The sequence below is a fragment of the Enterococcus sp. C76 genome (assembly GCF_040886985.1).
GTDB classification, from domain to species: Bacteria; Bacillota; Bacilli; order Lactobacillales; family Enterococcaceae; genus Enterococcus_B; species Enterococcus_B lactis.
On sequence record NZ_JBFOEY010000001.1, the window covers coordinates 40,155 to 64,425 of the forward strand.

The 24,271-nt window shown below is 39.5% G+C and carries 24 protein-coding genes; all 24 read left to right on the top strand.

What is annotated here, in order from left to right; all coding sequences use genetic code 11:
* Positions 1 to 6 precede the first annotated feature (6 nt).
* The 24 genes from AB3I00_RS00250 (at position 7) to galU (ending at position 24,259) form a co-directional block, all read left to right on the top strand.
* Positions 7 to 327, top strand: coding sequence for a PTS sugar transporter subunit IIB (locus AB3I00_RS00250; RefSeq protein ID WP_002292778.1), 321 nt, complete (start codon positions 7 to 9; stop codon positions 325 to 327).
* Positions 328 to 407: 80 nt separating this feature from the next.
* Positions 408 to 1,721 carry a DEAD/DEAH box helicase family protein gene (locus tag AB3I00_RS00255; protein WP_024636046.1) on the top strand — a complete coding sequence of 438 codons (1,314 nt, stop codon included), beginning with the start codon at positions 408 to 410 and terminating at the stop codon, positions 1,719 to 1,721.
* Positions 1,718 to 2,437: a ComF family protein gene (locus AB3I00_RS00260; protein WP_368024570.1), complete on the top strand. Its 720-nt coding sequence runs from the start codon at positions 1,718 to 1,720 to the stop codon at positions 2,435 to 2,437. The genes AB3I00_RS00255 and AB3I00_RS00260 overlap by 4 nt, the downstream gene beginning before the upstream one ends.
* Positions 2,438 to 2,564: 127 nt before the next feature.
* Positions 2,565 to 3,116 (top strand): ribosome-associated translation inhibitor RaiA, encoded by a 552-nt coding sequence (gene raiA / locus AB3I00_RS00265; RefSeq protein ID WP_002292771.1) that lies wholly within the window; start codon positions 2,565 to 2,567, stop codon positions 3,114 to 3,116.
* A 221-nt stretch (positions 3,117 to 3,337) separates the two neighbouring features.
* On the top strand, positions 3,338 to 5,872 hold the full coding sequence (gene secA, locus AB3I00_RS00270) for a preprotein translocase subunit SecA (RefSeq protein ID WP_368024571.1): 2,535 nt from the start codon (positions 3,338 to 3,340) through the stop codon (positions 5,870 to 5,872).
* Between the two features lie 126 nt (positions 5,873 to 5,998).
* Positions 5,999 to 7,100, top strand: a protein-coding gene (prfB, locus tag AB3I00_RS00275) for a peptide chain release factor 2 (protein ID WP_096948712.1) whose coding sequence is annotated in 2 segments (ribosomal slippage) — positions 5,999 to 6,070 and positions 6,072 to 7,100 — 1,101 coding nt in all. Because the reading frame shifts where the segments join, the coding sequence is not laid out codon by codon here.
* 104 nt (positions 7,101 to 7,204) lie between these two features.
* The gene (gene ftsE, locus AB3I00_RS00280; RefSeq protein WP_002292768.1) at positions 7,205 to 7,891 is read left to right on the top strand and encodes a cell division ATP-binding protein FtsE; all 687 of its coding nucleotides are present in this window, start codon (positions 7,205 to 7,207) and stop codon (positions 7,889 to 7,891) included.
* Positions 7,884 to 8,768, top strand: a complete 885-nt coding sequence (gene ftsX, locus AB3I00_RS00285) for a permease-like cell division protein FtsX (protein WP_002292767.1) — start codon at positions 7,884 to 7,886, stop codon at positions 8,766 to 8,768. The genes ftsE and ftsX overlap by 8 nt, the downstream gene beginning before the upstream one ends.
* 151 nt (positions 8,769 to 8,919) lie before the next feature.
* Positions 8,920 to 10,368 (top strand): cardiolipin synthase, encoded by a 1,449-nt coding sequence (cls, locus tag AB3I00_RS00290; protein WP_002292766.1) that lies wholly within the window; start codon positions 8,920 to 8,922, stop codon positions 10,366 to 10,368.
* A gap of 336 nt (positions 10,369 to 10,704) precedes the next feature.
* Positions 10,705 to 11,562: a phosphate ABC transporter substrate-binding protein PstS gene (locus tag AB3I00_RS00295; protein ID WP_002292763.1), complete on the top strand. Its 858-nt coding sequence runs from the start codon at positions 10,705 to 10,707 to the stop codon at positions 11,560 to 11,562.
* A gap of 114 nt (positions 11,563 to 11,676) precedes the next feature.
* Positions 11,677 to 12,597, top strand: a complete 921-nt coding sequence (gene pstC / locus AB3I00_RS00300; protein ID WP_002292761.1) for a phosphate ABC transporter permease subunit PstC — start codon at positions 11,677 to 11,679, stop codon at positions 12,595 to 12,597.
* Entirely contained in the window at positions 12,597 to 13,481 is an 885-nt protein-coding gene (gene pstA, locus AB3I00_RS00305; RefSeq protein ID WP_002292759.1) for a phosphate ABC transporter permease PstA, read from the top strand. Before pstC ends, pstA begins: the two co-directional genes overlap by 1 nt.
* Positions 13,482 to 13,495: 14 nt before the next feature.
* On the top strand, positions 13,496 to 14,302 hold the full coding sequence (pstB, locus tag AB3I00_RS00310) for a phosphate ABC transporter ATP-binding protein PstB (RefSeq protein ID WP_002292758.1): 807 nt from the start codon (positions 13,496 to 13,498) through the stop codon (positions 14,300 to 14,302).
* A gap of 15 nt (positions 14,303 to 14,317) precedes the next feature.
* Positions 14,318 to 15,076 carry a phosphate ABC transporter ATP-binding protein PstB gene (pstB, locus tag AB3I00_RS00315; protein WP_002292757.1) on the top strand — a complete coding sequence of 253 codons (759 nt, stop codon included), beginning with the start codon at positions 14,318 to 14,320 and terminating at the stop codon, positions 15,074 to 15,076.
* 12 nt (positions 15,077 to 15,088) lie between these two features.
* Positions 15,089 to 15,766, top strand: a complete 678-nt coding sequence (phoU, locus tag AB3I00_RS00320; RefSeq protein WP_002289490.1) for a phosphate signaling complex protein PhoU — start codon at positions 15,089 to 15,091, stop codon at positions 15,764 to 15,766.
* A gap of 563 nt (positions 15,767 to 16,329) precedes the next feature.
* Positions 16,330 to 17,022 (top strand): YibE/F family protein, encoded by a 693-nt coding sequence (locus AB3I00_RS00325; RefSeq protein WP_239495948.1) that lies wholly within the window; start codon positions 16,330 to 16,332, stop codon positions 17,020 to 17,022.
* Positions 17,019 to 17,786: a YibE/F family protein gene (locus tag AB3I00_RS00330; protein ID WP_368024572.1), complete on the top strand. Its 768-nt coding sequence runs from the start codon at positions 17,019 to 17,021 to the stop codon at positions 17,784 to 17,786. The genes AB3I00_RS00325 and AB3I00_RS00330 overlap by 4 nt, the downstream gene beginning before the upstream one ends.
* A 99-nt stretch (positions 17,787 to 17,885) precedes the next feature.
* The gene (gene liaX, locus AB3I00_RS00335) at positions 17,886 to 19,454 is read left to right on the top strand and encodes a daptomycin-sensing surface protein LiaX (protein ID WP_002308604.1); all 1,569 of its coding nucleotides are present in this window, start codon (positions 17,886 to 17,888) and stop codon (positions 19,452 to 19,454) included.
* Positions 19,455 to 19,629: 175 nt separating this feature from the next.
* On the top strand, positions 19,630 to 19,938 hold the full coding sequence (locus AB3I00_RS00340; RefSeq protein WP_002292752.1) for a PspC domain-containing protein: 309 nt from the start codon (positions 19,630 to 19,632) through the stop codon (positions 19,936 to 19,938).
* Positions 19,938 to 20,288, top strand: coding sequence for a phage holin family protein (locus tag AB3I00_RS00345; RefSeq protein WP_002303620.1), 351 nt, complete (start codon positions 19,938 to 19,940; stop codon positions 20,286 to 20,288). The genes AB3I00_RS00340 and AB3I00_RS00345 overlap by 1 nt, the downstream gene beginning before the upstream one ends.
* A 165-nt stretch (positions 20,289 to 20,453) precedes the next feature.
* Positions 20,454 to 21,392, top strand: coding sequence for an HPr(Ser) kinase/phosphatase (gene hprK, locus AB3I00_RS00350; RefSeq protein ID WP_002289568.1), 939 nt, complete (start codon positions 20,454 to 20,456; stop codon positions 21,390 to 21,392).
* A gap of 14 nt (positions 21,393 to 21,406) precedes the next feature.
* Positions 21,407 to 22,237 (top strand): prolipoprotein diacylglyceryl transferase, encoded by an 831-nt coding sequence (gene lgt / locus AB3I00_RS00355; RefSeq protein WP_368024573.1) that lies wholly within the window; start codon positions 21,407 to 21,409, stop codon positions 22,235 to 22,237.
* 43 nt (positions 22,238 to 22,280) lie between these two features.
* Complete coding sequence (locus AB3I00_RS00360) at positions 22,281 to 23,306, top strand: NAD(P)H-dependent glycerol-3-phosphate dehydrogenase (RefSeq protein WP_002340896.1); 1,026 nt, start codon at positions 22,281 to 22,283, stop codon at positions 23,304 to 23,306.
* A gap of 14 nt (positions 23,307 to 23,320) precedes the next feature.
* Positions 23,321 to 24,259 (top strand): UTP--glucose-1-phosphate uridylyltransferase GalU, encoded by a 939-nt coding sequence (galU, locus tag AB3I00_RS00365; RefSeq protein ID WP_002308607.1) that lies wholly within the window; start codon positions 23,321 to 23,323, stop codon positions 24,257 to 24,259.
* Positions 24,260 to 24,271 lie beyond the last annotated feature (12 nt).

Below are 24,271 nucleotides of genomic sequence, written 5' to 3' on the forward strand. Positions count from 1 at the left end.
AAAAGTATGGCTAAAAAAACAATCATGCTTGTGTGTTCGGCTGGTATGAGCACAAGTTTGCTAGTAACAAAAATGCAAAAAGCTGCGGAAGCAAAAGGAATCGATTCTGATATTTTCGCTGTGTCAGCTTCTGATGCAGATAATAATCTTGCAAATAAAGATGTAGATGTACTGTTATTAGGGCCTCAAGTTCGCTTTATGAAAGCTGATTTTGAAAAACGTCTGGAACCAAAAGGCATTCCTTTAGACGTCATCAATATGGCTGATTATGGAATGATGAATGGCGAAAAAGTATTAGACCAAGCAATTACATTGATTGGTGAATAAATAGATTATATAGAACTATCGAACAAGCAATCCAAAAAAAGATTGCTTGTTTTTTCGTATATTTTTTTAGGGCGAATGATATGAATCATTTTTGGGGCAGAAGGCTTCTTACGAGAGAGATTGAAGCAATGGATTGTGAGGAGGGAAACTTACCAAATTATAAGAAGATCGCAGCAGTAGAACGTTTAGGTAACAGGATTCTTTGTCATCGTTGTGGAGTGAAAACGCCTGTCTTTGAGGGACAGCTTGCAGACTATGGCTATTTTTGCATACATTGCCTGTCTTTAGGGCGATGCGACAGTCAACAAGAGTTATATTTATTTGATCAGCCAAAAGCAGAATCTCGAGAAGTCGTCTTTTCTTGGACAGGAAAGCTTACTGAAAAACAAACGGAAATCGCAGAGAGGATACTTTATCATTCAGAAAAAAGACACCATCTTATTTGGGCAGTAACAGGTGCAGGAAAAACAGAAATGCTTTATCCGATTTTAGTGAAAACATTAAAAGCTGGAGGAAGAGTAGCCATTTGTACACCGCGAATCGACGTTTGTAATGAATTATTTTTACGCTATCGACCTGTTTTTCCAGAAGAAACAATCATGTTGCTCCATGGGAATACAGCAACAGCTTATACCTTTAGTTCTTTTGTTATCTGTACGATTCATCAACTATACCGTTTTTATCGATCCTTTGACTTATTAGTCATTGATGAGATCGATGCTTTTCCTTATAGCGGGGACGCTGGGCTAGCTCACGCTGTGCAAACAGCAATCAAACCAGACGGTCGATTCATCTACTTAAGTGCCACGCCTGATGAGAAGTTACTAAAGGAAATCAAGCAGACATTTGAGCTCCACAAACTTGCCTTACGCTTTCATCGGCGCTTGCTTCCTGAACCCGTGCTTGTTTTCATGAATAATTGGCGACAAAAATGTGGAAACAAAAAGAAAATCAACTCTTTGGTGCGGATCATTCAGCAACTAATCAAAGAAAACCGTATCCTTTTATTTTGTCCAAGTATTACGATGATGCATCGTTTAAAAATCACACTGCAAGAAGCTTTTCCAGAATATGAGATAACAGATGTTTCTTCACAAGACGATCAACGGGCAAAGAAAGTTCAGGAAATGCGAGAAGCAACATACGAGATACTGTTAACCACGATGATCCTAGAAAGAGGAGTCACATTTGAAAGAATCTCTGTCATCGTTTTAGGAGCAGATCATCCAGTTTTTACTAAATCCTCTTTGGTGCAAATCGCAGGAAGAGCTGATCGTAAAGGTCCTTATACGAACAGTCGGGTCTATTTTTTCTATGAAGAAAAAACTTCAGCTATTCGAAAAGCCTGTCAGGAAATCAAAGAAATGAACGAAGAAGGGAAGAAGATGCTGTGAGATGTAGTTGCTGCAGTAAAGACATCATCCAAAATTTAACATTCAGCGAGATCATCGGTGTGTCGAAATATAGACTTCCTCAGACATGTTCAGTTTGCCGCGCACAATTCCATTTATTGGAAGCAAAAGGTTGTGCAGGTTGTCAAAAACCAATCCATTTGAAATACAAGGAGACGAAAAAGAAAGCAAAGACTAGTTTCGTTTACTGCAACGACTGTCAAGAATGGAAGAAGAAATATCCTGCATATGATTTTCAACACCGCGCCTTTTTTACGTACGATGAAAAGATGCAGGCTTGGATCAATCGGTACAAGTTTATGGGAGATATCCGATTAGCAGGGACTTTTGCATATAAATGGACTCAGATAAAAAAAGATTACCCGGCATATATTTATTGTCCAATACCTTTATCTGAAAAAAGGTGGCTAGAAAGAGGATTCAATCAAGTAAGCGAGATGTTGAAAGCAGCAAAAATTCCTTTTCAGATGCTGCTCAAAAGAGAGCAACATCTGCTTGCTCAAGCAAAAAACACGCGAAAGGAAAGATTGGAGATGCCTCAGCCTTTTGAGCTTGCCGTACCTCTTTCTAAGATACAACATAAAAAAATATTGATTATTGACGATGTCTATACAACAGGACAGACGCTTTTTCATGCAGCAGATTGCTTGCAGAACGCACAGCCGAAAATCATCCGAACCATTTCTTTGGCAAGATGAATCAGATGTGGAAATTTGATAGCGATTTAATTTGCAAATAACCTAGAGTTCGATATAATAGAATCAAGAAGAGGGAAAGAGTGGTCCTTCTCCTTCTTGATTGTGGTAGACGAAAGGGGTAATTTTTATGTTTAGATATAATGTACGCGGCGAAAATATCGAAGTAACTGAAGCGATTCGCGACTACGTTGAGAAAAAAGTAGGCAAACTAGAACGCTATTTCAGTGACGCACCCGATGCTACGGCGCATGTGAACTTAAAAGTTTATACAGAAAAAACAGCAAAAGTGGAAGTAACGATCCCATTACCTTATCTTGTATTACGTGCCGAAGAAACTTCTCCAGATCTATACGCAAGTATCGATTTGGTTGTTGACAAATTGGAACGCCAAATCCGCAAATTCAAAACAAAAATCAATCGTAAATCCCGTGAAACGGGCATGAATACTGCAGATGCTGCTGTTTTATTCAATGGAGAGGAAGAAAACGAAAACGATTCTGAATTAGATATCGTACGTACAAAACGCCTTTCATTGAAACCAATGGACAGTGAAGAAGCAGTCTTACAAATGAACATGCTGGGACATAACTTCTTTATTTTTGAAGATGCAGAAACAAATGGTACAAGTATCGTTTACCGCCGAAAAGATGGAAAATACGGATTGATCGAAACAGACTGATCAGCCATACTTAAATAACATCAAAAACTTGCAGCAGCTGTCAATAGCTGCCGCAAGTTTTTTTGAATTCGTCTCTTTTTTAGTTGAAATATGAATAAATTATGAAGTTCTTACTTTAATACGATTAAGATATTTCAATTATCTATAACTAATGATAAAATGAAAAGTAGAGTCTACATAGTCTGGATAATACACAGAAGGAAAAGGAGATTACACAACGCATGGCCAATTTGATTCGTTCACTTATCGAAAACGATAAGAAAGAACTAAAACGTTTAGATAGCATTGCAAAAAAAGTTGAATCGTATGCTGACCAAATGGCAGCATTAACTGATGAACAATTACAAGCAAAAACTGCTGAATTCAAGAGCAGATACCAAAAAGGAGAAACATTAGATCAATTACTTCCGGAAGCTTTTGCAGTCGTTCGGGAAGCAGCAAAACGTGTATTGGGGTTATATCCATACCACGTACAATTGATGGGTGGGATCGTGCTTCACGATGGGAATATCCCTGAGATGCGTACTGGTGAAGGTAAAACCTTGACCGCAACGATGCCGGTGTATCTGAATGCGTTGACTGGCGAAGGGGTCCACGTAGTTACCGTCAATGAATACTTAGCAACCCGTGACTCGACGGAAATGGGCGAGCTTTATAATTTCTTAGGATTGACAGTTGGGTTGAATATCAACTCAAAATCTTCGGATGAAAAACGCGAGGCTTATAATTGCGATATCACTTATAGCACGAATAATGAATTAGGATTTGACTATTTGAGAGACAACATGGTCGTTTACCGTCATCAAATGGTACAACGTCCGCTGAATTATGCCATTGTCGATGAAGTTGACTCGATCTTGATTGATGAAGCGAGAACGCCGCTGATCATTTCAGGGCAAGCAGAAAAATCAACAGCTTTATATACAAGAGCAGACAACTTCGTGAAACGTTTAAAAGAAGAAGAAGATTACAAAATCGATGTACAATCAAAAACAATCAGTTTAACTGAAGCAGGGATCGAAAAAGCTGAAGAAACATTCGGTTTGGACAACTTATATGACATTGAAAATACTGCATTGACCCATCACTTGGATCAAGCATTGAGAGCCAACTACATCATGCTTTTAGACATCGATTATGTTGTTCAAGATGGAAAAGTATTGATTGTTGACCAATTTACGGGCCGGATCATGGATGGACGCCGTTATTCAGATGGTCTTCATCAAGCAATCGAAGCTAAAGAAGGCGTAGAGATCGAAGACGAAACGAAAACGATGGCGACGATCACTTTCCAGAACTATTTCCGTATGTACAAGAAACTTGCAGGGATGACTGGTACAGCTAAGACAGAAGAAGAAGAGTTCAGAGAGATTTATAATATTCAAGTGTACCAGATTCCGACAAACCGTCCGGTCATCCGTGACGATCGTCCAGATTTGCTTTACCCAACATTACAAAGCAAGTTCCATGCTGTCGTACAAGATATCAAAGATCGCTACCGCAAAGGACAGCCTGTCTTAGTCGGAACTGTTGCGGTTGAAACATCTGAGTTATTATCAGATATGCTGAATCAAGAACGTATTCCTCATGAAGTGCTGAATGCGAAAAATCACTTTAAAGAAGCAGAGATCATCATGAATGCGGGTCAAAAAGGCGCAGTGACGATTGCTACCAACATGGCTGGTCGGGGAACAGATATCAAGCTAGGGCTTGGCGTAAGAGAACTTGGTGGCCTAGCAGTTATCGGGACAGAACGACATGAATCTCGTCGTATCGATAACCAGCTTCGAGGACGTGCAGGACGTCAAGGAGACCCTGGTATGTCACAATTCTACTTGTCTTTAGAAGATGATTTGATGAAACGATTCGGTTCAGAACGAATCAAAGCTTTCTTAGATCGAATGAAGATCGGTGACGAAGATGCTGTGATCCAAAGCAAGATGCTGACGAAACAAGTAGAATCTGCACAAAAACGCGTAGAAGGAAACAACTACGACACACGTAAGAACGTCTTGCAATACGATGACGTGATGCGTGAGCAACGTGAAGTAATCTATAAACAGCGCCAAGAAGTAATCATGGAAGAAAAAAGCTTATCTAAACCACTGATGAATATGGTCAAACGGACAATCAGTCGTGTGGTAGATGCGCATACGCAATTAGAAAAAGAAAATTGGAATTTGGAAAGTATCGTCGATTTTGCTGGCAGCACACTTGTCCATGAAGACAGTATTTCCCTTACAGATATCGAAGGAAAAAAACCTCAAGAAATCAAAGAATATCTAAACGAACGAGCACAAGAAGTATTCAATACCAAAGCAGCTCAATTGAACGGACCAGAGCAACTGCTGGAATTCGAAAAAGTCGTGATCTTACGTGTCGTGGATTCTAAATGGACAGATCATATCGATGCAATGGACCAATTACGTCAGTCAATCGGCTTGCGTGCCTATGGTCAAAACAATCCATTAGTTGAATACCAAACAGAAGGCTACAAGATGTTCGAAGATATGGTAGGTGCCATTGAATATGAAGTCACTCGTATCTTCATGAAAGCTGAGATCCGTCAAAACGTACAGCGTGAGCAAGTTTCTCAAGGAACAGCTTCTCACTCAGAAGATGGAGATGCCAAAGAAAATAGTAATACTAGCGCGAAAAAACAACCAATCCATGTGAACAAGGTCGGTAGAAATGATCCTTGTCCTTGTGGAAGCGGGAAAAAATATAAGAACTGTCACGGAAAAGATGCAAACTAATTTCTGACAGCAGGATTGGTGAGACAAATTCTTTTTTAAAGAATTCGTCTCACCTTCTTTCTGTTATTTGCTGATTCTGTTAGACTAGATATAATGAAAAAAGTATAGTGAAAGAAGGAAAAAAACATGGAAATATCCGAAATTCGAAATCTCCTGACAGAAATGCAGGAAAAGGTCACAAGCTTCAGGAGGTCTCTTTGACTTAGACCAGCTGGAAGAAGACATTGCGGAAGCAGAAGCAAAAATGGCTGAACCTGGTTTTTGGGATGATAGCGAAGCTGCTCAAAAAGTGATTAGTGAAAACAATGCAAATAAAGAAACTTATGATCAATTCCATTCTCTTGCTGAAGAACTGGAAGAAATCGAATTGATGGTGGAGATGTTGCAGGAAGAACCTGATGCAGCCATGCAAGAAGAAGCAGAAACACGTATCAATGCGCTAGATGAAAAAATGAAGACGTATGAATTATCTATGTTGTTAGATGGTCCTTATGATCGAAACAACGCCATCGTCGAATTGCATCCAGGGGCTGGCGGAACGGAGTCCCAAGACTGGGGCAGCATGCTTTTACGCATGTATACACGCTGGGCAGAGCAGCATGGGTATCAAGTAGAGACACTAGATTATCAAGCAGGTGATGAAGCAGGAATCAAGAGTGTGACCCTACTGATCAAAGGACACAACGCATTTGGTTATCTGAAATCAGAAAAAGGTGTTCATCGCCTTGTACGTATCTCGCCTTTTGACTCAGCGAAACGACGTCATACTTCTTTTTGTTCGGTAGATGTGATGCCAGAGCTTGATGAAACGATCGATATAGAAATCAATCCAGATGATTTGAAGATCGACACATATCGGGCAAGTGGCGCAGGTGGTCAGCACATCAATAAGACAGAGTCCGCTGTACGAATCACTCACTTGCCTACAGGGACAGTAGTAGCGAGTCAGGCACAACGTTCACAATTGAAAAACCGGGAACAAGCGATGGGGATGCTGAAAGCTAAGCTTTACCAATTAGAAGTGGAAAAGAAAGAACAAGAAGCAGCTGCACTGCGAGGAGAACAAAAAGAAATCGGCTGGGGATCACAGATCCGTTCTTATGTTTTCCATCCATATTCTATGGTAAAAGACCATCGGACAAACGTAGAGACAGGAAATGTCCAAGCTGTTATGGACGGAGATCTTGATTTATTTATTGACGGCTATTTGAAAATGCATCTGCAATAAGAGCCCTTTGTTAAATTGAAATAAAATTGTAAGATTTTGCAAGCAAGTTGAAACATTGCCATGCTATAATAGCTAAAGACTGAAAAAGATATGGAGAGAACGCCATGATTGAAATGAAGGATGTAATGAAGAAGTACTCAAACGGTACCACTGCTATCCGCAATCTCTCGATTGTCATCGAACAAGGAGAGTTTGTTTATGTTGTTGGTCCGTCTGGAGCTGGTAAATCTACATTCATCAAATTGATGTATCGAGAAGAAAAAGCTTCAAAAGGAACTTTGAACGTCGCAGGTCATGATCTAATAGCCATCAAAAACCGCGAAGTTCCTTATCTACGCAGAGAAATCGGCGTGGTGTTCCAAGACTATAAATTATTGCCAAGAAAAACAGTATATGAAAATGTTGCGTACGCCATGCAAGTTATCGGCAGAAAACCTCGGGATATCAAAAAACGAGTAATGGAAGTGCTGGATCTTGTTGGTTTGAAACACAAAGTCCGAGTCTTTCCTAGCGAATTATCTGGTGGGGAACAACAACGTGTTTCTATTGCCCGAGCAATCGTAAATACGCCTAAAGTACTTATCGCGGATGAACCGACAGGGAATCTGGATCCGGAAAACTCATGGGAAATCATGAAACTATTAGATCGGATCAATGCACAAGGAACAACTGTCGTGATGGCTACACATAACAGTACGATCGTAAATACGATTCGACACCGAGTAATTGCTATCGAAAACGGCCGCATTATTCGAGACCAAGCGGAAGGGGAATATGGATACGATGATTAGAACCTTTTTCCGCCATTTATTAGAAAGTATCAAGAGTTTGAAACGTAACGGCTGGATGACAGTAGCTTCGGTCAGTGCGGTAACGATCACGTTGACTTTAGTTGGCGTGTTCATGGCGGTCATCATGAACGCAACCAAACTAGCACAAGATATAGAAGGAAACGTGGATGTATCTGTGTTTGTAGACATTGGTACAAAAGACGAAGAGATGAAAAAACTAGAAAAAGAATTAAATGACTTAGATCATGTCAAAAAAGTCGAATTTTCAAGCAAAGAACAGGAATTGAAGAAAATCCAAAACGAAATGGGTGATTCTTGGAAATTGTTTGAAGGGGATAATAACCCGTTATATGATGTATACGTAGTAAGTGCTACCGATCCTTCTTATACAAAACAAGTAGCAGAAAAAGCGGCAGATTTGAAGAATGTTTCCCGTTCTGATTACGGTGGGGCTTCCTCAGATCGGATTTTCCAAATTGCTGGTGCAGTTCGAACATGGGGATTAGTTGCGGCGGCATTACTGTTGTTTGTAGCAATGTTTCTCATTTCTAACACGATTCGGATCACGATTTTATCTAGACAGCGTGAAATTCAAATCATGCGTTTGGTAGGGGCAAAAAATGGATATATCCGCTGGCCATTTTTCCTTGAAGGTGGCTGGATCGGCTTAATCGGCGCCATTCTTCCGATACTGATCATTACATTTGGCTACGCATGGTTTTACCAATTGATCAATCCGTCATTATTACGATCTCATTATTCATTGATCCATCCAGAAAATATCGTTTGGAAAATCAATCTTTTGATGGTCGGTATTGGTGTGATCATTGGTTCACTCGGCTCGATCATCTCTATGAGACGTTTCTTGAAATTCTAGTGCCACAAGATAAATATAATCAGAAAGTTGGACGATTTCGTTCCAGCTTTCTTTTTTTATTGGCTAAGTGGAGTAAATGGGGCGGCTTTTTTCCCTTTACTTTAAAAAACAACTTGGGTATTCTTAAGTTGGTAGAAAAAGAGGTGAAGCCGTGAAAATTATCGTTGACAATTTTTTTACGATCCTTTTGATTATGAATATTTTGCTTTCCTTTATTATCGTTTTTCGAGAAAGAAAGGAAACCGCGCAAACATGGGCATGGCTGCTCGTTTTGATGTTCATTCCAGTTGTAGGATTTATTTTATATATTTTTTTAGGAAGAGGGATTTCCAAAGAGAAAATCTTTGATTTGAAGATCCAAGGGAAAATCGGTAAGAATCTAGAAATCGAAGAAGACAAACAGGCATTGATGCGAGGACTTTACCCTCATCCGCCTACTGGACAAGTAGATGTGAAACAATTGATCTATATGCTTACTGTATTTGAAAGTACGCTTTATACGACTAAAAATGAAATCACTTTATTTACAGATGGTCGTGAAAAATTCGATGCGCTGATCGAGGATATCAAACAGGCAGAAGACCATATCCATTTCCAATATTATATTTACCGCAGTGATGCATTAGGTGAAGAAGTTCGAGAGGCATTGACAGAGGCAGCAAGACGCGGAGTAAAAGTCAGAGTCCTTCTTGATGCATGGGGTTCCACACAAGTTTCTTCTAGTTTTTTTCAGAATTTAAAAAAAGCTGGCGGAGAAGTCGCATTTTTCTTTCCTCTATTCGTTCCGTATATCAATCCTCGAATCAATTATCGCAATCATCGTAAAATCGTAGTGATTGATGGGAAAATCGGATATACAGGTGGGTTCAATGTTGGAAACGAATATCTAGGATTGGTAAAGAAATTTGGTTATTGGCGAGACAATCATCTGCGTATCTATGGAGAAGCGGTTTACACCTTGCAAAACCGTTTTTTGATGGACTGGAATTCTCAGCATACAAAAGAAGTAGGCTATTCACCGGAATTTTTCCCGTCCATTCATTCTACAGGTGATATGGCTGTTCAAATCGTGACAAGCGGACCAGATACTGAACATGAGCAAATCAAAATGACATATTTGAAAATGATTTCGTTAGCCAAACGGGAGATATTGATCCAAACGCCGTATTACATACCGGATGGATCGATTCATGAGGCATTGAAGTTGGCTCTTCTCTCAGGCGTAAAAGTCCATATCCAAATACCTAACAAACCAGATCATCTTCTCGTTTACTGGGCAACGTATTCTTTCGCTGCAGAGCTGATCGAGTATGGGGCAAGAATCGAAACATATGAAAATGGATTTATCCATGCAAAGACGATGATTATCGATGGCGGCATCGTTTCCGTTGGTTCAGCTAATATCGACGTTCGCTCATTTAGATTGGATTTTGAGGTCAATACACTGATCTATGATGAACGAATGGCTTCTCGCGTAAGAAAAGCATTCTTTGAAGATTCAAAGATTTCGACGCATCTCACAAAAGAAGTGTATGAAAACCGAGGGATGATGATCAAGATGAAAGAAGGATTAGCAAGACTGATTTCGCCGCTCCTTTAAAATACAAAAAGGACAGGAGAGCCATCAATAGATGGAGATCTCGTGTCCTTTTCTCTCGGGGCCATTTCTGAGAGTACGTCAGAAATGGAGAAAGCGTCTCGCATGAGCGAAATTAACTTTGGGGTATCTCTTGTTTTTTGGGGAAAGCAAGAAATAAGCTAATATATGCTATTAAAAGAGACACATTTCAAAGCCAGTATAGCATAGAAACTTTTAATGAGATAGCTTTTTTTGCAATTATGAGAATTTATTTTGTTATTTAATGATTTTGATTCGTTTTCATCAAGTAATGAAAATGATAGAATAAACATACTTTAGGATTAAAGGAGATTTCTAATGAAAAAACTAAAATTATTCTTACCAATAATAGGATTAGCTATTCTTTTATCAGGCTGTTCAAAGTGGATTGATCGAGGAGAATCCATTACTGCAGTTGGCTCTTCTGCCTTACAGCCTTTAGTAGAAACGGTTGCTGAAACCTACCAGACAGAAAATCCTGGAAAATTCATCAATGTACAAGGGGGCGGAAGCGGAACTGGGTTGTCTCAAGTACAGTCAGGAGCAGTCGATATCGGAAATTCTGATTTATTCGCGGAAGAAAAATCAGGGATTGATGCTTCGGCATTAGTCGATCATCGAGTAGCAGTTGTTGGAATCACTCCTATTGTGAACAAGGATATTGGTGTAAAAGATATCAGTATGGAAAACCTGAAAAAATTATTTACGGGCGAGATCAAAAACTGGAGTGAAGTCGGTGGGAAAGATCAGCCAGTAGTTATATTGAACCGTGCATCAGGAAGCGGGACCCGTAGTACGTTTGAGAAATGGGTGTTGGACGGAGAAACAGCTGTTCAGGCACAAGAACAAGATTCAAGCGGAATGGTGCGCCAAATCGTTGCGGACACACCCGGAGCAATCAGCTATGTTGCTTTTTCTTACGTTTCCGATGATGTGGATACGTTGAATGTTAACGGTGTGGAACCAACAGATGAAAATGTGACAACGAACAAATGGACGATTTGGGCATATGAGCATATGTACACAAGAGATCATCCAAAAAAACTGACAAAAGAATTTTTAGACTATATCTTATCTGATGAAGTACAAGATAATATTGTCGGAGAGCTAGGCTATATCCCTGTTTCACATATGAAAGTTGAACGTGATTGGCAAGGAAACATTGTTAAAGAGTAATCTTTACACAAAATTTACAAACTTAGCTAAACTTTTACATGTTATTAAAACCAAATTGATGTTCAATTTGTACACTGAGTGAGTATGTTAAACCTGATTAAGGGGGAGTCATCTGTGGAAGATGTGAAAAAAGTATTATTAACAAAATCAAAACGTTCAAAAATGGAACAGCGCGGAAAATTTATTAGTTTTTTATGTATCGCGCTGATCGTGTTGGTTGTATTATCTATTTTTTATTTTGTCGCTAGTAAAGGTTTGGCCACCTTTTTTACTGATAAGATCAATGTATTTGATTTTCTGTTTGGTACAGATTGGAATCCGAGCCAAATCGGAGCAAATGGGAAACCAATGGTAGGGGCATTGCCTATGATCACAGGTTCATTTATTGTGACTTTTTTATCAGCTATCGTTGCCACACCATTTGCTATCGGAGCAGCAGTATTCATGACGGAGATTTCTCCTAAAAACGGAACGAAGATCTTGCAACCGGTCATCGAACTACTTGTAGGTATTCCATCTGTCGTTTACGGATTTATCGGTCTATCTGTTATCGTTCCTTTTGTTAGAAGTATCTTTGGCGGGACAGGGTTCGGTATCTTAGCTGGTACATTTGTGTTATTCGTTATGATCTTACCGACTGTCACAACGATGACTGTGGATGCATTAAAGGCAGTGCCACGGCACTATCGGGAAGCTTCATTAGCGCTAGGTGCCACAAGATGGCAAACAATCTACAAAGTGGTGCTGCGAGCAGCAGTGCCCGGGATTTTAACAGCAGTCGTTTTTGGTATGGCTCGTGCGTTTGGCGAAGCCTTAGCTATCCAAATGGTTATTGGTAATGCGGCATTAATGCCAACAGGACTTACTACTCCTGCTTCTACATTGACGTCCATCTTGACAATGGGAATCGGAAATACAATCATGGGAACAGTTGAAAATAATGTGTTATGGTCATTAGCGCTGATCTTGCTATTGATGTCATTATTCTTTAATATCGTGATCCGTATGATTGGGAAGAAAGGAGAGCTGAAATAATGAACGCAAAACGCTCAGATAAAATTGCTACAGGTGTTCTATATGTGGTTTCAGGGATCATCGTATTGATCTTAGCAGCTTTATTACTTTATATCTTAGTTCGAGGAATACCGCACATTTCATGGTCTTTCTTGACTGAACCTTCTAAAGCCTACCAAGAAGGCGGTGGGATAGGGATTCAATTATTTAACTCGATTTATTTGCTTTTGATTACCATGATCATCAGTTTTCCTATTTCTTTAGGTGCGGGTATCTATCTTTCGGAATATGCCGGAAAAAACTGGCTGACAGACGTGATCCGTACGTCTATCGAGATCTTGAGCTCTTTGCCTTCTGTTGTTGTCGGTTTATTCGGTTTCTTGGTTTTCGTTATTCAATTCCAGTATGGTTTCTCAATCATTTCTGGTGCATTGGCTTTGACCGTATTCAACTTGCCTCTTTTGACTCGAACGGTCGAGGAATCTTTACAAGCGGTCCATTACACACAACGAGAAGCTGGATTGGCGTTAGGTTTGTCACGCTGGGAAACAGTGATAAAAGTGGTTGTCCCAGAAGCGACACCTGGAATTTTGACTGGTGTGATCCTAAGTTCAGGAAGAATTTTTGGTGAAGCTGCCGCATTGATTTATACAGCTGGTCAAAGCGCGCCAGCATTAGATTTTACGAACTGGAATCCATTAAGTGTTTCTAGTCCGATCAGCATTTTCCGCCAAGCTGAAACACTGGCTGTCCATATTTGGAAGATCAACACAGAAGGTACGATGCCTGATGGTGTTTCTGTTTCGGCTGGTGCTTCTGCCGTGTTGATCATTGCTGTTTTACTGTTCAACTTCGGCGCTCGTGCGATTGGCAAACGATTATACCGAAAAATGACTTCAGCCTAAGGAGAAGAAGTAAGATGAAAAAATATAATTGGAATGAAACAAATGTCATTACCATGCCAAAAGAGAAGGAAGTAGCATTATATACGAATGATCTGCATGTTTGGTATGGCGACAATGAAGCAATCAAGGGAGTGGATCTAGAGTTCGAAAAAAATAAGATCACTGCATTGATTGGCCCCTCTGGCTGCGGAAAATCCACGTATCTTCGTTCTTTGAATCGTATGAATGATGGGATCGCTAATACGAAAATCACTGGAAAGATCATGTATAAAGACGTGGATATCAATGCGCCTCAAGTGGATGTTTATGAAATGCGCAAACGGATCGGCATGGTGTTCCAACGCCCCAACCCTTTTAGCAAATCGATTTATGACAATATAACTTTTGCTTTGAAACAGCATGGTGAAAAAAACAAGAAGAAATTAGATGAAATCGTTGAAACAAGCTTGAAACAAGCAGCTTTGTGGGATCAAGTAAAAGATAGCTTGGATAAAAGTGCTTTGGCTTTATCTGGCGGACAACAGCAACGTTTGTGTATCGCTCGTGCAATCGCGATGAAACCTGATATCTTGCTGTTAGACGAGCCGGCAAGTGCCTTGGATCCTATTTCGACAGGAACGGTTGAAGAAACACTTGTAAACTTGAAAGAAGACTACACGATCATCATCGTGACGCATAATATGCAACAAGCAGCTCGTATCAGCGACTACACTGCCTTTTTCTATCTAGGAAAAGTAATGGAATATGACAAAACAAACAAGATATTTACCAGACCAAAAATTCAGGCAACCGAAGATTATGTGTCCGGTCATTTTGGTTAAGACGGAGGCCTCAACATGACAAAAGAAATTATCTCATCCAAAGATCTTCATCTGTATTATGGAAAGAAAGAAGCACTAAAGGGAATCGATCTAAGTTTCAATCAAGGTGAAATCACAGCGATGATCGGTCCTTCTGGTTGCGGGAAATCTACCTATCTACGTTCGTTGAATCGAATGAACGATCTGATTCCAAATGTAACGATCACCGGAAGTGTTTTATATAAAGACAAAGACATCTATGGTCCGAAAACAGATGTTGTTGAACTAAGAAAAGAAATCGGCATGGTGTTCCAGCAGCCAAATCCATTTCCTTTTTCTATTTATGAAAATGTCATCTATGGATTGAAGTTAAAAGGAGAAAAAGATAAAAAAGTCCTTGATCAAGTAGTGGAAGAAAGTCTGAAGGCAGCGTCTGTTTGGGAGGATGTGAAGGATAAACTGCATAAAAGTGCCTTGTCTTTATCCGGTGGACAGCAGCAGCGTGTATGTATCGCACGTGTTTTGGCAGTGAATCCCGAAATCATCTTATTGGATGAACCAACTAGTGCACTTGACCCTGTTTCTACTGGGAAAATCGAAAGTATGCTGTTAGAATTAAGAGAGCGGTATACGATGATCATCGTGACCCATAATATGTCTCAAGCTTCACGTATTTCAGATAAGACGGCATTCTTTTTAGATGGTCACTTGATCGAATACAACGATACGAAGAAGATATTCATGAATCCAGAAAAACAAGAGACAGAAGATTATATTTCAGGTCGATTTGGATAAGGAGGAAACGGAATGCTACGTACACAATTTGAAGAAGAATTGCTGAATCTCCATAATCAGTTCTACGAAATGGGGATGATGGTGAGCAGCGCTGTGCACAAGTCAGTTCGTGCATACATCAAACACGATAAAATCTTAGCTCAAGAAGTTATCGAAAACGATATAAATATCAATAATATGGAAACGCGTTTGGAGAAAAAAAGTTTTGAAATGATTGCATTGCAACAGCCAGTTACAACTGACTTGCGTATGATTATCACGGTCATGAAAGCTAGCTCTGATTTAGAACGTATGGCCGATCATGCGGTGTCCGTTGCTAAATCCACAATCCGCGTAAAAGGACAGACGAGAATACCGGAAATCGAAAAAGAGATCTCCGATATGTCCGATTACGTGAAAAAAATGGTGGACAACGTCCTAGTTGCATATGTCAAAACAGACGAAAAAGACGCGCGTACGATCGCCAATATGGATCAAAGAGTCAATGACTATTTCAATCGAATCTATAATGCAACCATCAAAAACATGCAAGAAAATCCTGAAACAGTCATCAGTGGAACAGACTATTTGAATGTTGCCAGTTATCTAGAACGAATCGGAGACTATGTGACAAACATCTGTGAATGGATCGTCTACTTGGCTACAGGGAAAATCACTGAGTTAAATACGAACCACAATGAGATTTTCTAAACTGAAGTTGTGATTCTGCTGTTTATTTAGGAAAAGAGGTTGTGAAATCAGCGTTTTGACCTGAGTATTAGAGAAAAAAACGGAAAAATAGTTCCTCATATTTTGCCGTTTTTTGAGCTAATACCGAAGGTTAGCTGATTGAACACTGTTTATTCGGGAAAAGGGTTTGTGACAAAACATGTCACAAACCCTTTTCATTATTCCAATAGAAAGGATAAAGAATGCAAAAAAAGATTAGCATCATCATCACTCTATTTTTTATTTGTATACTTGCTTCATGGTTTATTCAGCGTCAAGCTGCTCTATATGACGTACCTGTTATCGAGATCGAAAGAGTGAGAATAGAAGAGGATCAGCAATTGATTACAGGAAGATTGATGAACACGGACCAAAAAGGAGAAGTGATTTCTTTATCGGCTCCTTATCAAAAAAATCAAATCGAAACAGCAAATATAACAACAAGACAAATCTATCTTGTCCAAATGCATGGAGATGAATGGCAACTAGTAGCAAAAAAAAATGATGGCTGGCTTTTTTTCTTTACAAGTATCTTCATTGGCACCATGTTGCTTATTGGTGGAAAACAGGGTGTATTTGCTTTAGGAAGTCTCATCGTCAACATCGTTTTACTTTTACTTTTGTTGCTCCTCTTTGCCAAAACAGAAGGCATTTCTCTCTTAAATATAGCAATCTTATTTGTCGTTATAGGGATAATCGTTAGTATATTGGCATTAGACGGATGGAATAGAAGCAGTATAATCAAAATTTCGGCTGCAGTTACAAGTGTTTTTTTAGCATTTTTTATTTGTCTTTTGACAATGAATCATTGGAAAGATCAAGGACTGCGCTATGAAGAACTGAATTATCTGACACGACCGTATCGTTCTGTTTTTCTTTCCAGCGTGCTGATCGGGACAGCTGGAGGGACACTCGATACCGTGATCACAGTCATTGCGACATTAGAAGAATTGACCAAGCAACAACCGAAAATATCAGCGAAACAGTTATGGCTTTCAGGAAGGCAAGTGGGCCGAGATGTGATTGGTTCGATGGCTAATATCCTTTTATTCGTCTATATCAGCGGAGCGATTCCATCGCTTCTGTTATATTTAGGAAATCAATGGTCTTTCAAAGAAACGGTAGAACAACATTTATCATTAGAATTTTTACGCGTCATTGCTGGCAGCTTAGGAATAGTATTATCAATCCCCATCGCGGTCCTCTTTTTTCTCGCTGTAAGGAGGTTAAAAAAATGAATGTACTTATTATACTTGTTGGGATTTTTGCAATTAGTGTGCTATTTGTCGGTGGTACGCAAGGTATGTATATTCTTTTAGGATTATTCATTAATTTAGGAATCTTTTTCCTATTATTATTCGGCTATCATCAGAAGTGGCCGATATTGGTATTGTCGATTATAGGATTCCTATTGATCGCTGTGGTTATCTTATTTTTTATCAACGGTTATAATCTGAAAATGCGAGCCGCTTTTGTCAGTATACTGATCTTTTTGTTTTGTTTCCTACTATTGCTTCCTATCACTGATTTTTTAGCGATCCAAGGGTTTACTTCGATAGAGCTAGAAGAACTATCTGGCTTAGATAAGACGTTAGCAATTGATTTTAGACTACTTACGAGGTCGTTGCTTCTGATCAGTCTTAGCGGTGCTGTTTTAGATGCGAGTGTAGCGATTTCTAGTGGAACATTCGAAGTATATCAGGCAAATCCGCATTTGTCTTTTAACCAATTGCGCCATGCTAGTTTTGCCATTGCTAAAAAAATATTGGCGTCAACAGTGATGACTCTTCTTTTTGCGTTTATGGGGAGTTCTTTAGCGTTGATTCTTTGGTTCATTGATTTAGACATTCCTTTTCAGCAAATAATCAATGAAAAATCATTTGTCTTGGAATATACGATGGCTATCCTTACCACATTGGCCGCACTACTTGTCCTGCCCTTAACTTGCGTGACTACAGCATATCTCTTTACAAAAAAGAAAGAACATCTCAAGATGGAGTAAAAGTTACAACTTAAGTCCTATGACATTTTTACTGAATCAGTGCATAATATGGATGTAAGGAAAAGCTTGCAAACAATTTTGCTTAAGGAGGCAATTTCCATGAAAGAAAGAGAACGTATTTTAGACTTAGTGAAAAAAGGAATCCTTTCGACTGAAGAAGGCTTAGATTTATTAGAAAGCATGGCAACTGAAAAAGACGAAAAACAAATCAAAAAAGAAGCAGACAAGGTAACTGCTAGTCATAAAGAAAAAGATCAGGCAAGCCAATTGATCGATGAACTTGAAAACGGTGAAGAAAAAATTTCTGAGCCAGTTGATCCAAAAGAAAAAGAAAGACAAGATCAAGAAAACTTAGAAAAGATCTTAGATGAACTAGCAACTGAAGCGAATAAAACTTCGGCGCGTCTAGACGAAGTAAATGCTCAATTCGCTGACAATAAGGCAGCACGTAATGAGAAACAGGAAGCATTGATGCAGCTGAATACAAAAGAAGAATTAGGCGAATTGACAGAAGAAGAATTAGCACAGCGTCAAACATTAGAAGCAGAAATCAAAGAGTTAGAAGCAACCGGCGATACACTATTAGAAGAACAATTGAAGCTGGAAGCAGAATTAAAAGATATCCGCAAGAACCAATGGTCTGAGAAAAAAGAAACGTTTACGGATAAGTTTGAATTGCCAGATGATTGGAAAGATCAAGCGACAGATACGCTGAATCAAGTAGGCGAAAAAATGTCAGAAGCTGGATCACAGTTAGGCAAATTCTTGAAGAAAACATTCCAAACTGTTTCAGAAACAGTAAATGACAACATGGAATGGAAAGATGTCAGCTTACGTGTCCCTGGAATTGCGACAACGAAATTTGAACACGAATTTTACTATGAAGCTCCTGCAGCAAGTATCCTTGATATCAAGGCAGCAAACGGAAACGTGACGTTAAAAACGTGGGACAGTGATGATGTGAAAGTGGAAGCTAAGATCAAACTTTACGGAAAAATGGGTGCTGAACCATTTGAAGCATTCTCTGAACGGAGCCAGATCGAGGTCAATGAAGATCATATCTCCTTCCAAATTCCAAATAAGCGTGTGCGTGCAGACCTTGTTTTCTACTTGCCTAAACGAGTATACGACCATGCAGCTATCAAACTTCTAAATGGCAACATCATGATTGAGACATTGGAAGCTAAAGATATTTATACAAAATCTACGAATGGGAACATCATCGTGAACCAATTAACTGCAACGATGTTGGAAGTAGAAGGTGTAAACGGCAATATCGATATTCGAAACGGGAACATCTTAGATTCTATTATCGAAACAGTAAACGGCACAGTGACATTTGGTGCCACACCAGAAAACCTTTCTGTGTCTTTAGTAAATGGTGATGTACGTCTTACGATTAAAGAAGATAATTTGAAAAAAGTAGAAGCAAGTTCAGTGAACGGGAATGTCAAAGTTGCTTTACCAGATAGCATCGGTTTGGAAGGACACGCTAAAACAAGTCTTGGAAGCATCAACAGCCGTCTGTCCAATTACGAAGTAGTTCGTGAGAAAAAAGAACGGACAAACCAAATGTTGCAATTCCGTCGTGTTTCAGATGATGAGATCGCGCAAGTGCAACTTTCAACGACAACAGGAAGTATCTATTTAAAAGATACAGATAAATAAAGAGGTTGTGAAAGAGCTGTTCAGCCTTGAGCAATAAGAAGCGATTTTGTAAAATAGCTTCCCCTATTTTACAAAATTGTGCCTTATTGCCGATAGGCTATCTCTTGTACACCGATTAAGAAGAAGGTTGTCACAACGATTTTCTTCATTTAAAATAGTAGAACAGAGGTGAGACATGATGAAAAAAAAGTTGACAAAATCCAATAAAAATGTTGTTTTGACAGGTACTTTAGCAGGGATTGGGGAATATATCGGGATTGATCCCACTGTTATCCGTGTGCTTTATGTATTCCTAAGCTTAGTTGCTTTTGGAAGTCCAATCATTTTATACATTTTATTAGCTTTGATTATCCCATCTGCGCGTTCTGCACGAACAAACTATGGACATAACAATGCATATTATGAAAAAAACAATTATCGTGAACAAACAAAAAAACGCAAAGAAGCGGAAAAAATCGATGATGACGAATGGAGTGACTTTTAATGTCGTACTTTCAGCGTATTTTGGTTAATACGTTAACATTCATATCGTTGGCTGTTCTTTTTCCTGCGATGGTCCATGTGAGCAGTATTTGGACAGCCGTCCTTGCCAGCTTCGTATTATCTGTGTTGAACATGTTTGTCAAACCGATTCTGACGATCCTGTCCCTGCCCTTTACATTAGTCACATTGGGATTGTTTACGTTTGTTATCAATGCAGCGATTCTTAAAATGACTTCCTTTTTTGTAGGAGCAGAACATTTTAGTTTTTCTTCATTTGGTGCAGCGTTATTCGTAGCTATCTTGATGTCACTTGTCAATGTAATCGTTAGTGAACATAACAGCAGAAAATAAAAAAAGCTGTGCCGAGATCTCGGCGCAGCTTTTTTGTTTATAATTAAGAATGCGTTTTCTATTACATTGGTAATTAAATAAAAACGTTTTTTTTAATTGGTAGTACTTTTGGCTAGACAATGATAAAATGATAGAGAACACTCTAATAGAAATGAGGTAGCATGAATGTCAGAAGTTGTAAAAGTTAGCCAATTAGTAAAAAAATTATCTTTGGAAATCGTCACAGGCGACGAGAAAAGTTTAGACCGCGTCATCGTGACTGGGGACATCTCACGCCCAGGACTAGAGTTGACCGGTTATTTTAATTATTATTCTCATAATCGTTTACAGCTATTTGGCAGTAAAGAAATCAGTTTTGCGGAACGGATGATCCCAGAAGAGCGTTTGATCATTATGAGAAGATTATGTAGTGAAGATATGCCCGCATTTATTATTTCAAGAGGATTGCCGGCTCCGGAAGAAATGATCCAAGCAGCCAATGAAAATGGGATAGCTGTGCTGCGTTCGCCCATCTCAACATCCCGGCTGCTAGGTGAATTATCTAGTTATTTAGATGGGCGCTTAGCCCCTCGAACAAGTGTCCACGGTGTCTTAGTCGATGTCTACGGATTAGGTGTACTAATTCAAGGGGACAGTGGGATAGGGAAAAGTGAAACGGCGTTGGAACTGATTAAGCGCGGACATCGATTGATCGCAGACGATCGAGTAGATGTCTATCAGCAAGACGAACTGACGGTAATCGGAGAACCTCCTAAAATCCTGGAACATCTGATTGAGATTCGAGGGATCGGGATCATAGATGTAATGAATCTTTTCGGTGCGAGTGCGGTACGAGGCTCTATGCAAGTCCAGTTAGCTGTTTATCTAGAAGCATGGGCGAAAGATAAGAAATACGACCGTTTGGGTTCTGAAGACACGACCGTTGAAATCGCGGAAGTGGGCATTCCACAAATAAAAATCCCTGTCAAAACAGGACGAAACGTTGCAATCATCATTGAAGTAGCCGCGATGAATTTCCGCGCGCGTACAATGGGCTTTGACGCAACGAAAACATTTGAAGAAAGATTAAGTCGCTTGATTGAAGAAAACTCAGGCAATGACTAGCAAGGAGTGACAATATGTTAGCACAAATCAATCGAGTTGCTTTTGAGCTTGTAGGAATTCCTATCTACTGGTATGCATTGATTATCGTATCAGGAATCATTATTGCCATGTGGCTCAGCAGCAGAGAAGCTGTTCGGGTAGGATTAAAAGCAGATGACGTGACAGATTTTATGTTGTGGGGATTGCCGATTTCCATTATTGGTGCCCGCTTGTATTATGTTTTATTCGATCTTCCCCAATATATAGCTGATCCAATCCAAATATTCAATATCCGTTCAGGAGGATTAGCGATTTACGGGGGATTGATTGCAGGTGCAATCACACTGTACTTTTTTACCAAATATCATTTTATTTCTTTGTGGACCTTTTTAGATATCGCTGCACCAAGTGTATTACTGGCGCAGGCAATCGGACGATGGGGAAATTTCATGAACCACGAAGCGTATGGTCCAGACACGACACGAAGTTTCTTAGAAAGTCTGCATTTACCGCAATTCATCATTGATAACATGTATATCGAAGGGATCTATCGACAACCAACCTTTCTTTATGAATCACTTTGGAGTTTGATTGGATTTATTCTGCTTTTGGTTTTGCGGAAGAAACCGCATCTTTTGAAAAAAGGAGAAGTCCTTTTATGTTATCTAATGTGGTATAGTTTCGGACGTTTCTTTATCGAAGGATTACGCACAGACAGCCTTTACTTTTTAGGTGTGATCCGCATTTCTCAATTATTGTCTGCTGTTTTATTTGTCGGCACATTTATTCTGTTTATTTGGCGTAGAAAAAAAGGAAATTTACCGGATTATGACCGCTCATTAGGAAAAAATCAACAAATTATTTGATTTTCAGAGCGTTAAAAATGAAAAAAATTTCAGGAGTGGTAAAATGAATTATAGAGTAGCGGTTTTAGGACCAGGCTCTTGGGGGACTGCTTTAGCACAAGTCCTCGCTGAAAACGGACATGACGTTCGGATTTGGGGACATCGTGCTTCACAAGTAGAAGAAATCAACACCCAACACACCAATCAACGTTATTTACCAGATCATCATCTACCCGATTCCATCCGAGCATTCACCGATATGGAAGATGCAGTAAAAGATGCAGATGCGGTACTATTCGTTATCCCGACGAAAGCGATACGTTCTGTTGCAAAAGAACTAGTTGCCAAATTGAATACGAAGCCAGTGATCATCCACGCAAGTAAGGGATTAGAACAGGGAACGCATAAAAGAATCTCTGAAATCTTGTTAGAGGAAATCCCGACAGAAAAAAGAAAAGCTGTTGCTGTTCTTTCTGGGCCAAGCCATGCGGAAGAAGTAGCAAAGCATGACATTACGACGATCACAGCGGCAAGCACAGATGCAAAAGCAGCAAAATATGTACAAGAGCTGTTCATGAACCATTATTTTCGAATCTATACTAACCCTGATGTGATTGGTGTAGAGATGGGGGCAGCTTTGAAAAATATTATTGCCATTGGAGCTGGTGCTATTCACGGCTTAGGGTTTGGCGATAATGCAAAAGCGGCAATCATGACGCGCGGATTAGCTGAGATCAGCCGTTTAGGTGTAGCAATGGGTGCCAACCCGCTGACCTTTATTGGCTTAAGCGGAGTAGGCGATCTAGTCGTTACTTGCACAAGTGTTCATTCCAGAAACTGGCGCGCAGGCAACTTGTTAGGACAAGGACAGCCTCTAGAAGAGGTGCTAGCCAATATGGGAATGGTCGTTGAAGGTGTGAATACTACTCAAGCAGCGATGGAACTAGCCCAAATGATGGAAATCGAAATGCCCATCACTCAAACAATCTATGAAGTGCTGTATGAACAAAAAGAAATCAAAACAGCCGCAAAAGAAATCATGTTACGTGATGGGAAAAAAGAAAATGAATTCTCATTAACAATTTTTTGAAGGAGCGAATGTATATGAAAGTAAAAAAAGCAGTTATTCCAGCAGCAGGATTAGGAACAAGATTTTTACCAGCAACAAAGGCGATGGCAAAGGAAATGTTGCCAATCGTGGACAAACCAACGATCCAATTCATCGTTGAAGAAGCGTTGAAATCAGGAATCGAAGACATCTTGATCGTTACAGGAAAAGCTAAACGACCAATCGAAGATCACTTTGATTCAAATATCGAATTAGAAACAAACCTAAGTGAAAAAGGAAAAACCGAATTATTGAAATTAGTAGAAGAAACGACAGATGTCAACTTGCATTTCATCCGTCAATCTCATCCAAAGGGGTTAGGACACGCCGTTCTTCAAGCAAGAGCCTTTATTGGAAATGAACCGTTTGTCGTTATGCTAGGCGATGATATCATGGAAGACGAAGTACCATTGACACAGCAATTGATCGATGACTATGAACGTACACACGCTTCTACGATTGCCGTTATGCAAGTTCCTCACGATGAAACTTCAAAATACGGAATTATCAACCCAGGGGAAGTACTGGAAGATGGGTTATACAATGTCAAAAACTTTGTTGAAAAACCAGATCCAAGCAAAGCACCAAGTGATTTAGCTATTATTGGGCGTTACTTATTGACTCCAGAAATCTTTGATGTATTATCAGAACAACAACCAGGTGCTGGAAATGAGATCCAACTAACTGACGCAATCGATACGTTGAATAAAACACAACGCGTATTTGCCCGTAAATTCACAGGTAAACGTTATGACGTTGGTGACAAATTTGGTTTTATGAAAACAAGTATTGAATATGGTCTGACACATCCAGAAGTAGGGGCACCTTTGCGTGAATACATCATGTCTTTAGGTAAAACATTAGAAGCAGAAGGAAGCAAGATCAATCATAATCCAAAAGGAATAACAGAAATCAAAGAAGAAAAGAAAAAATAATCATTTTTTTCT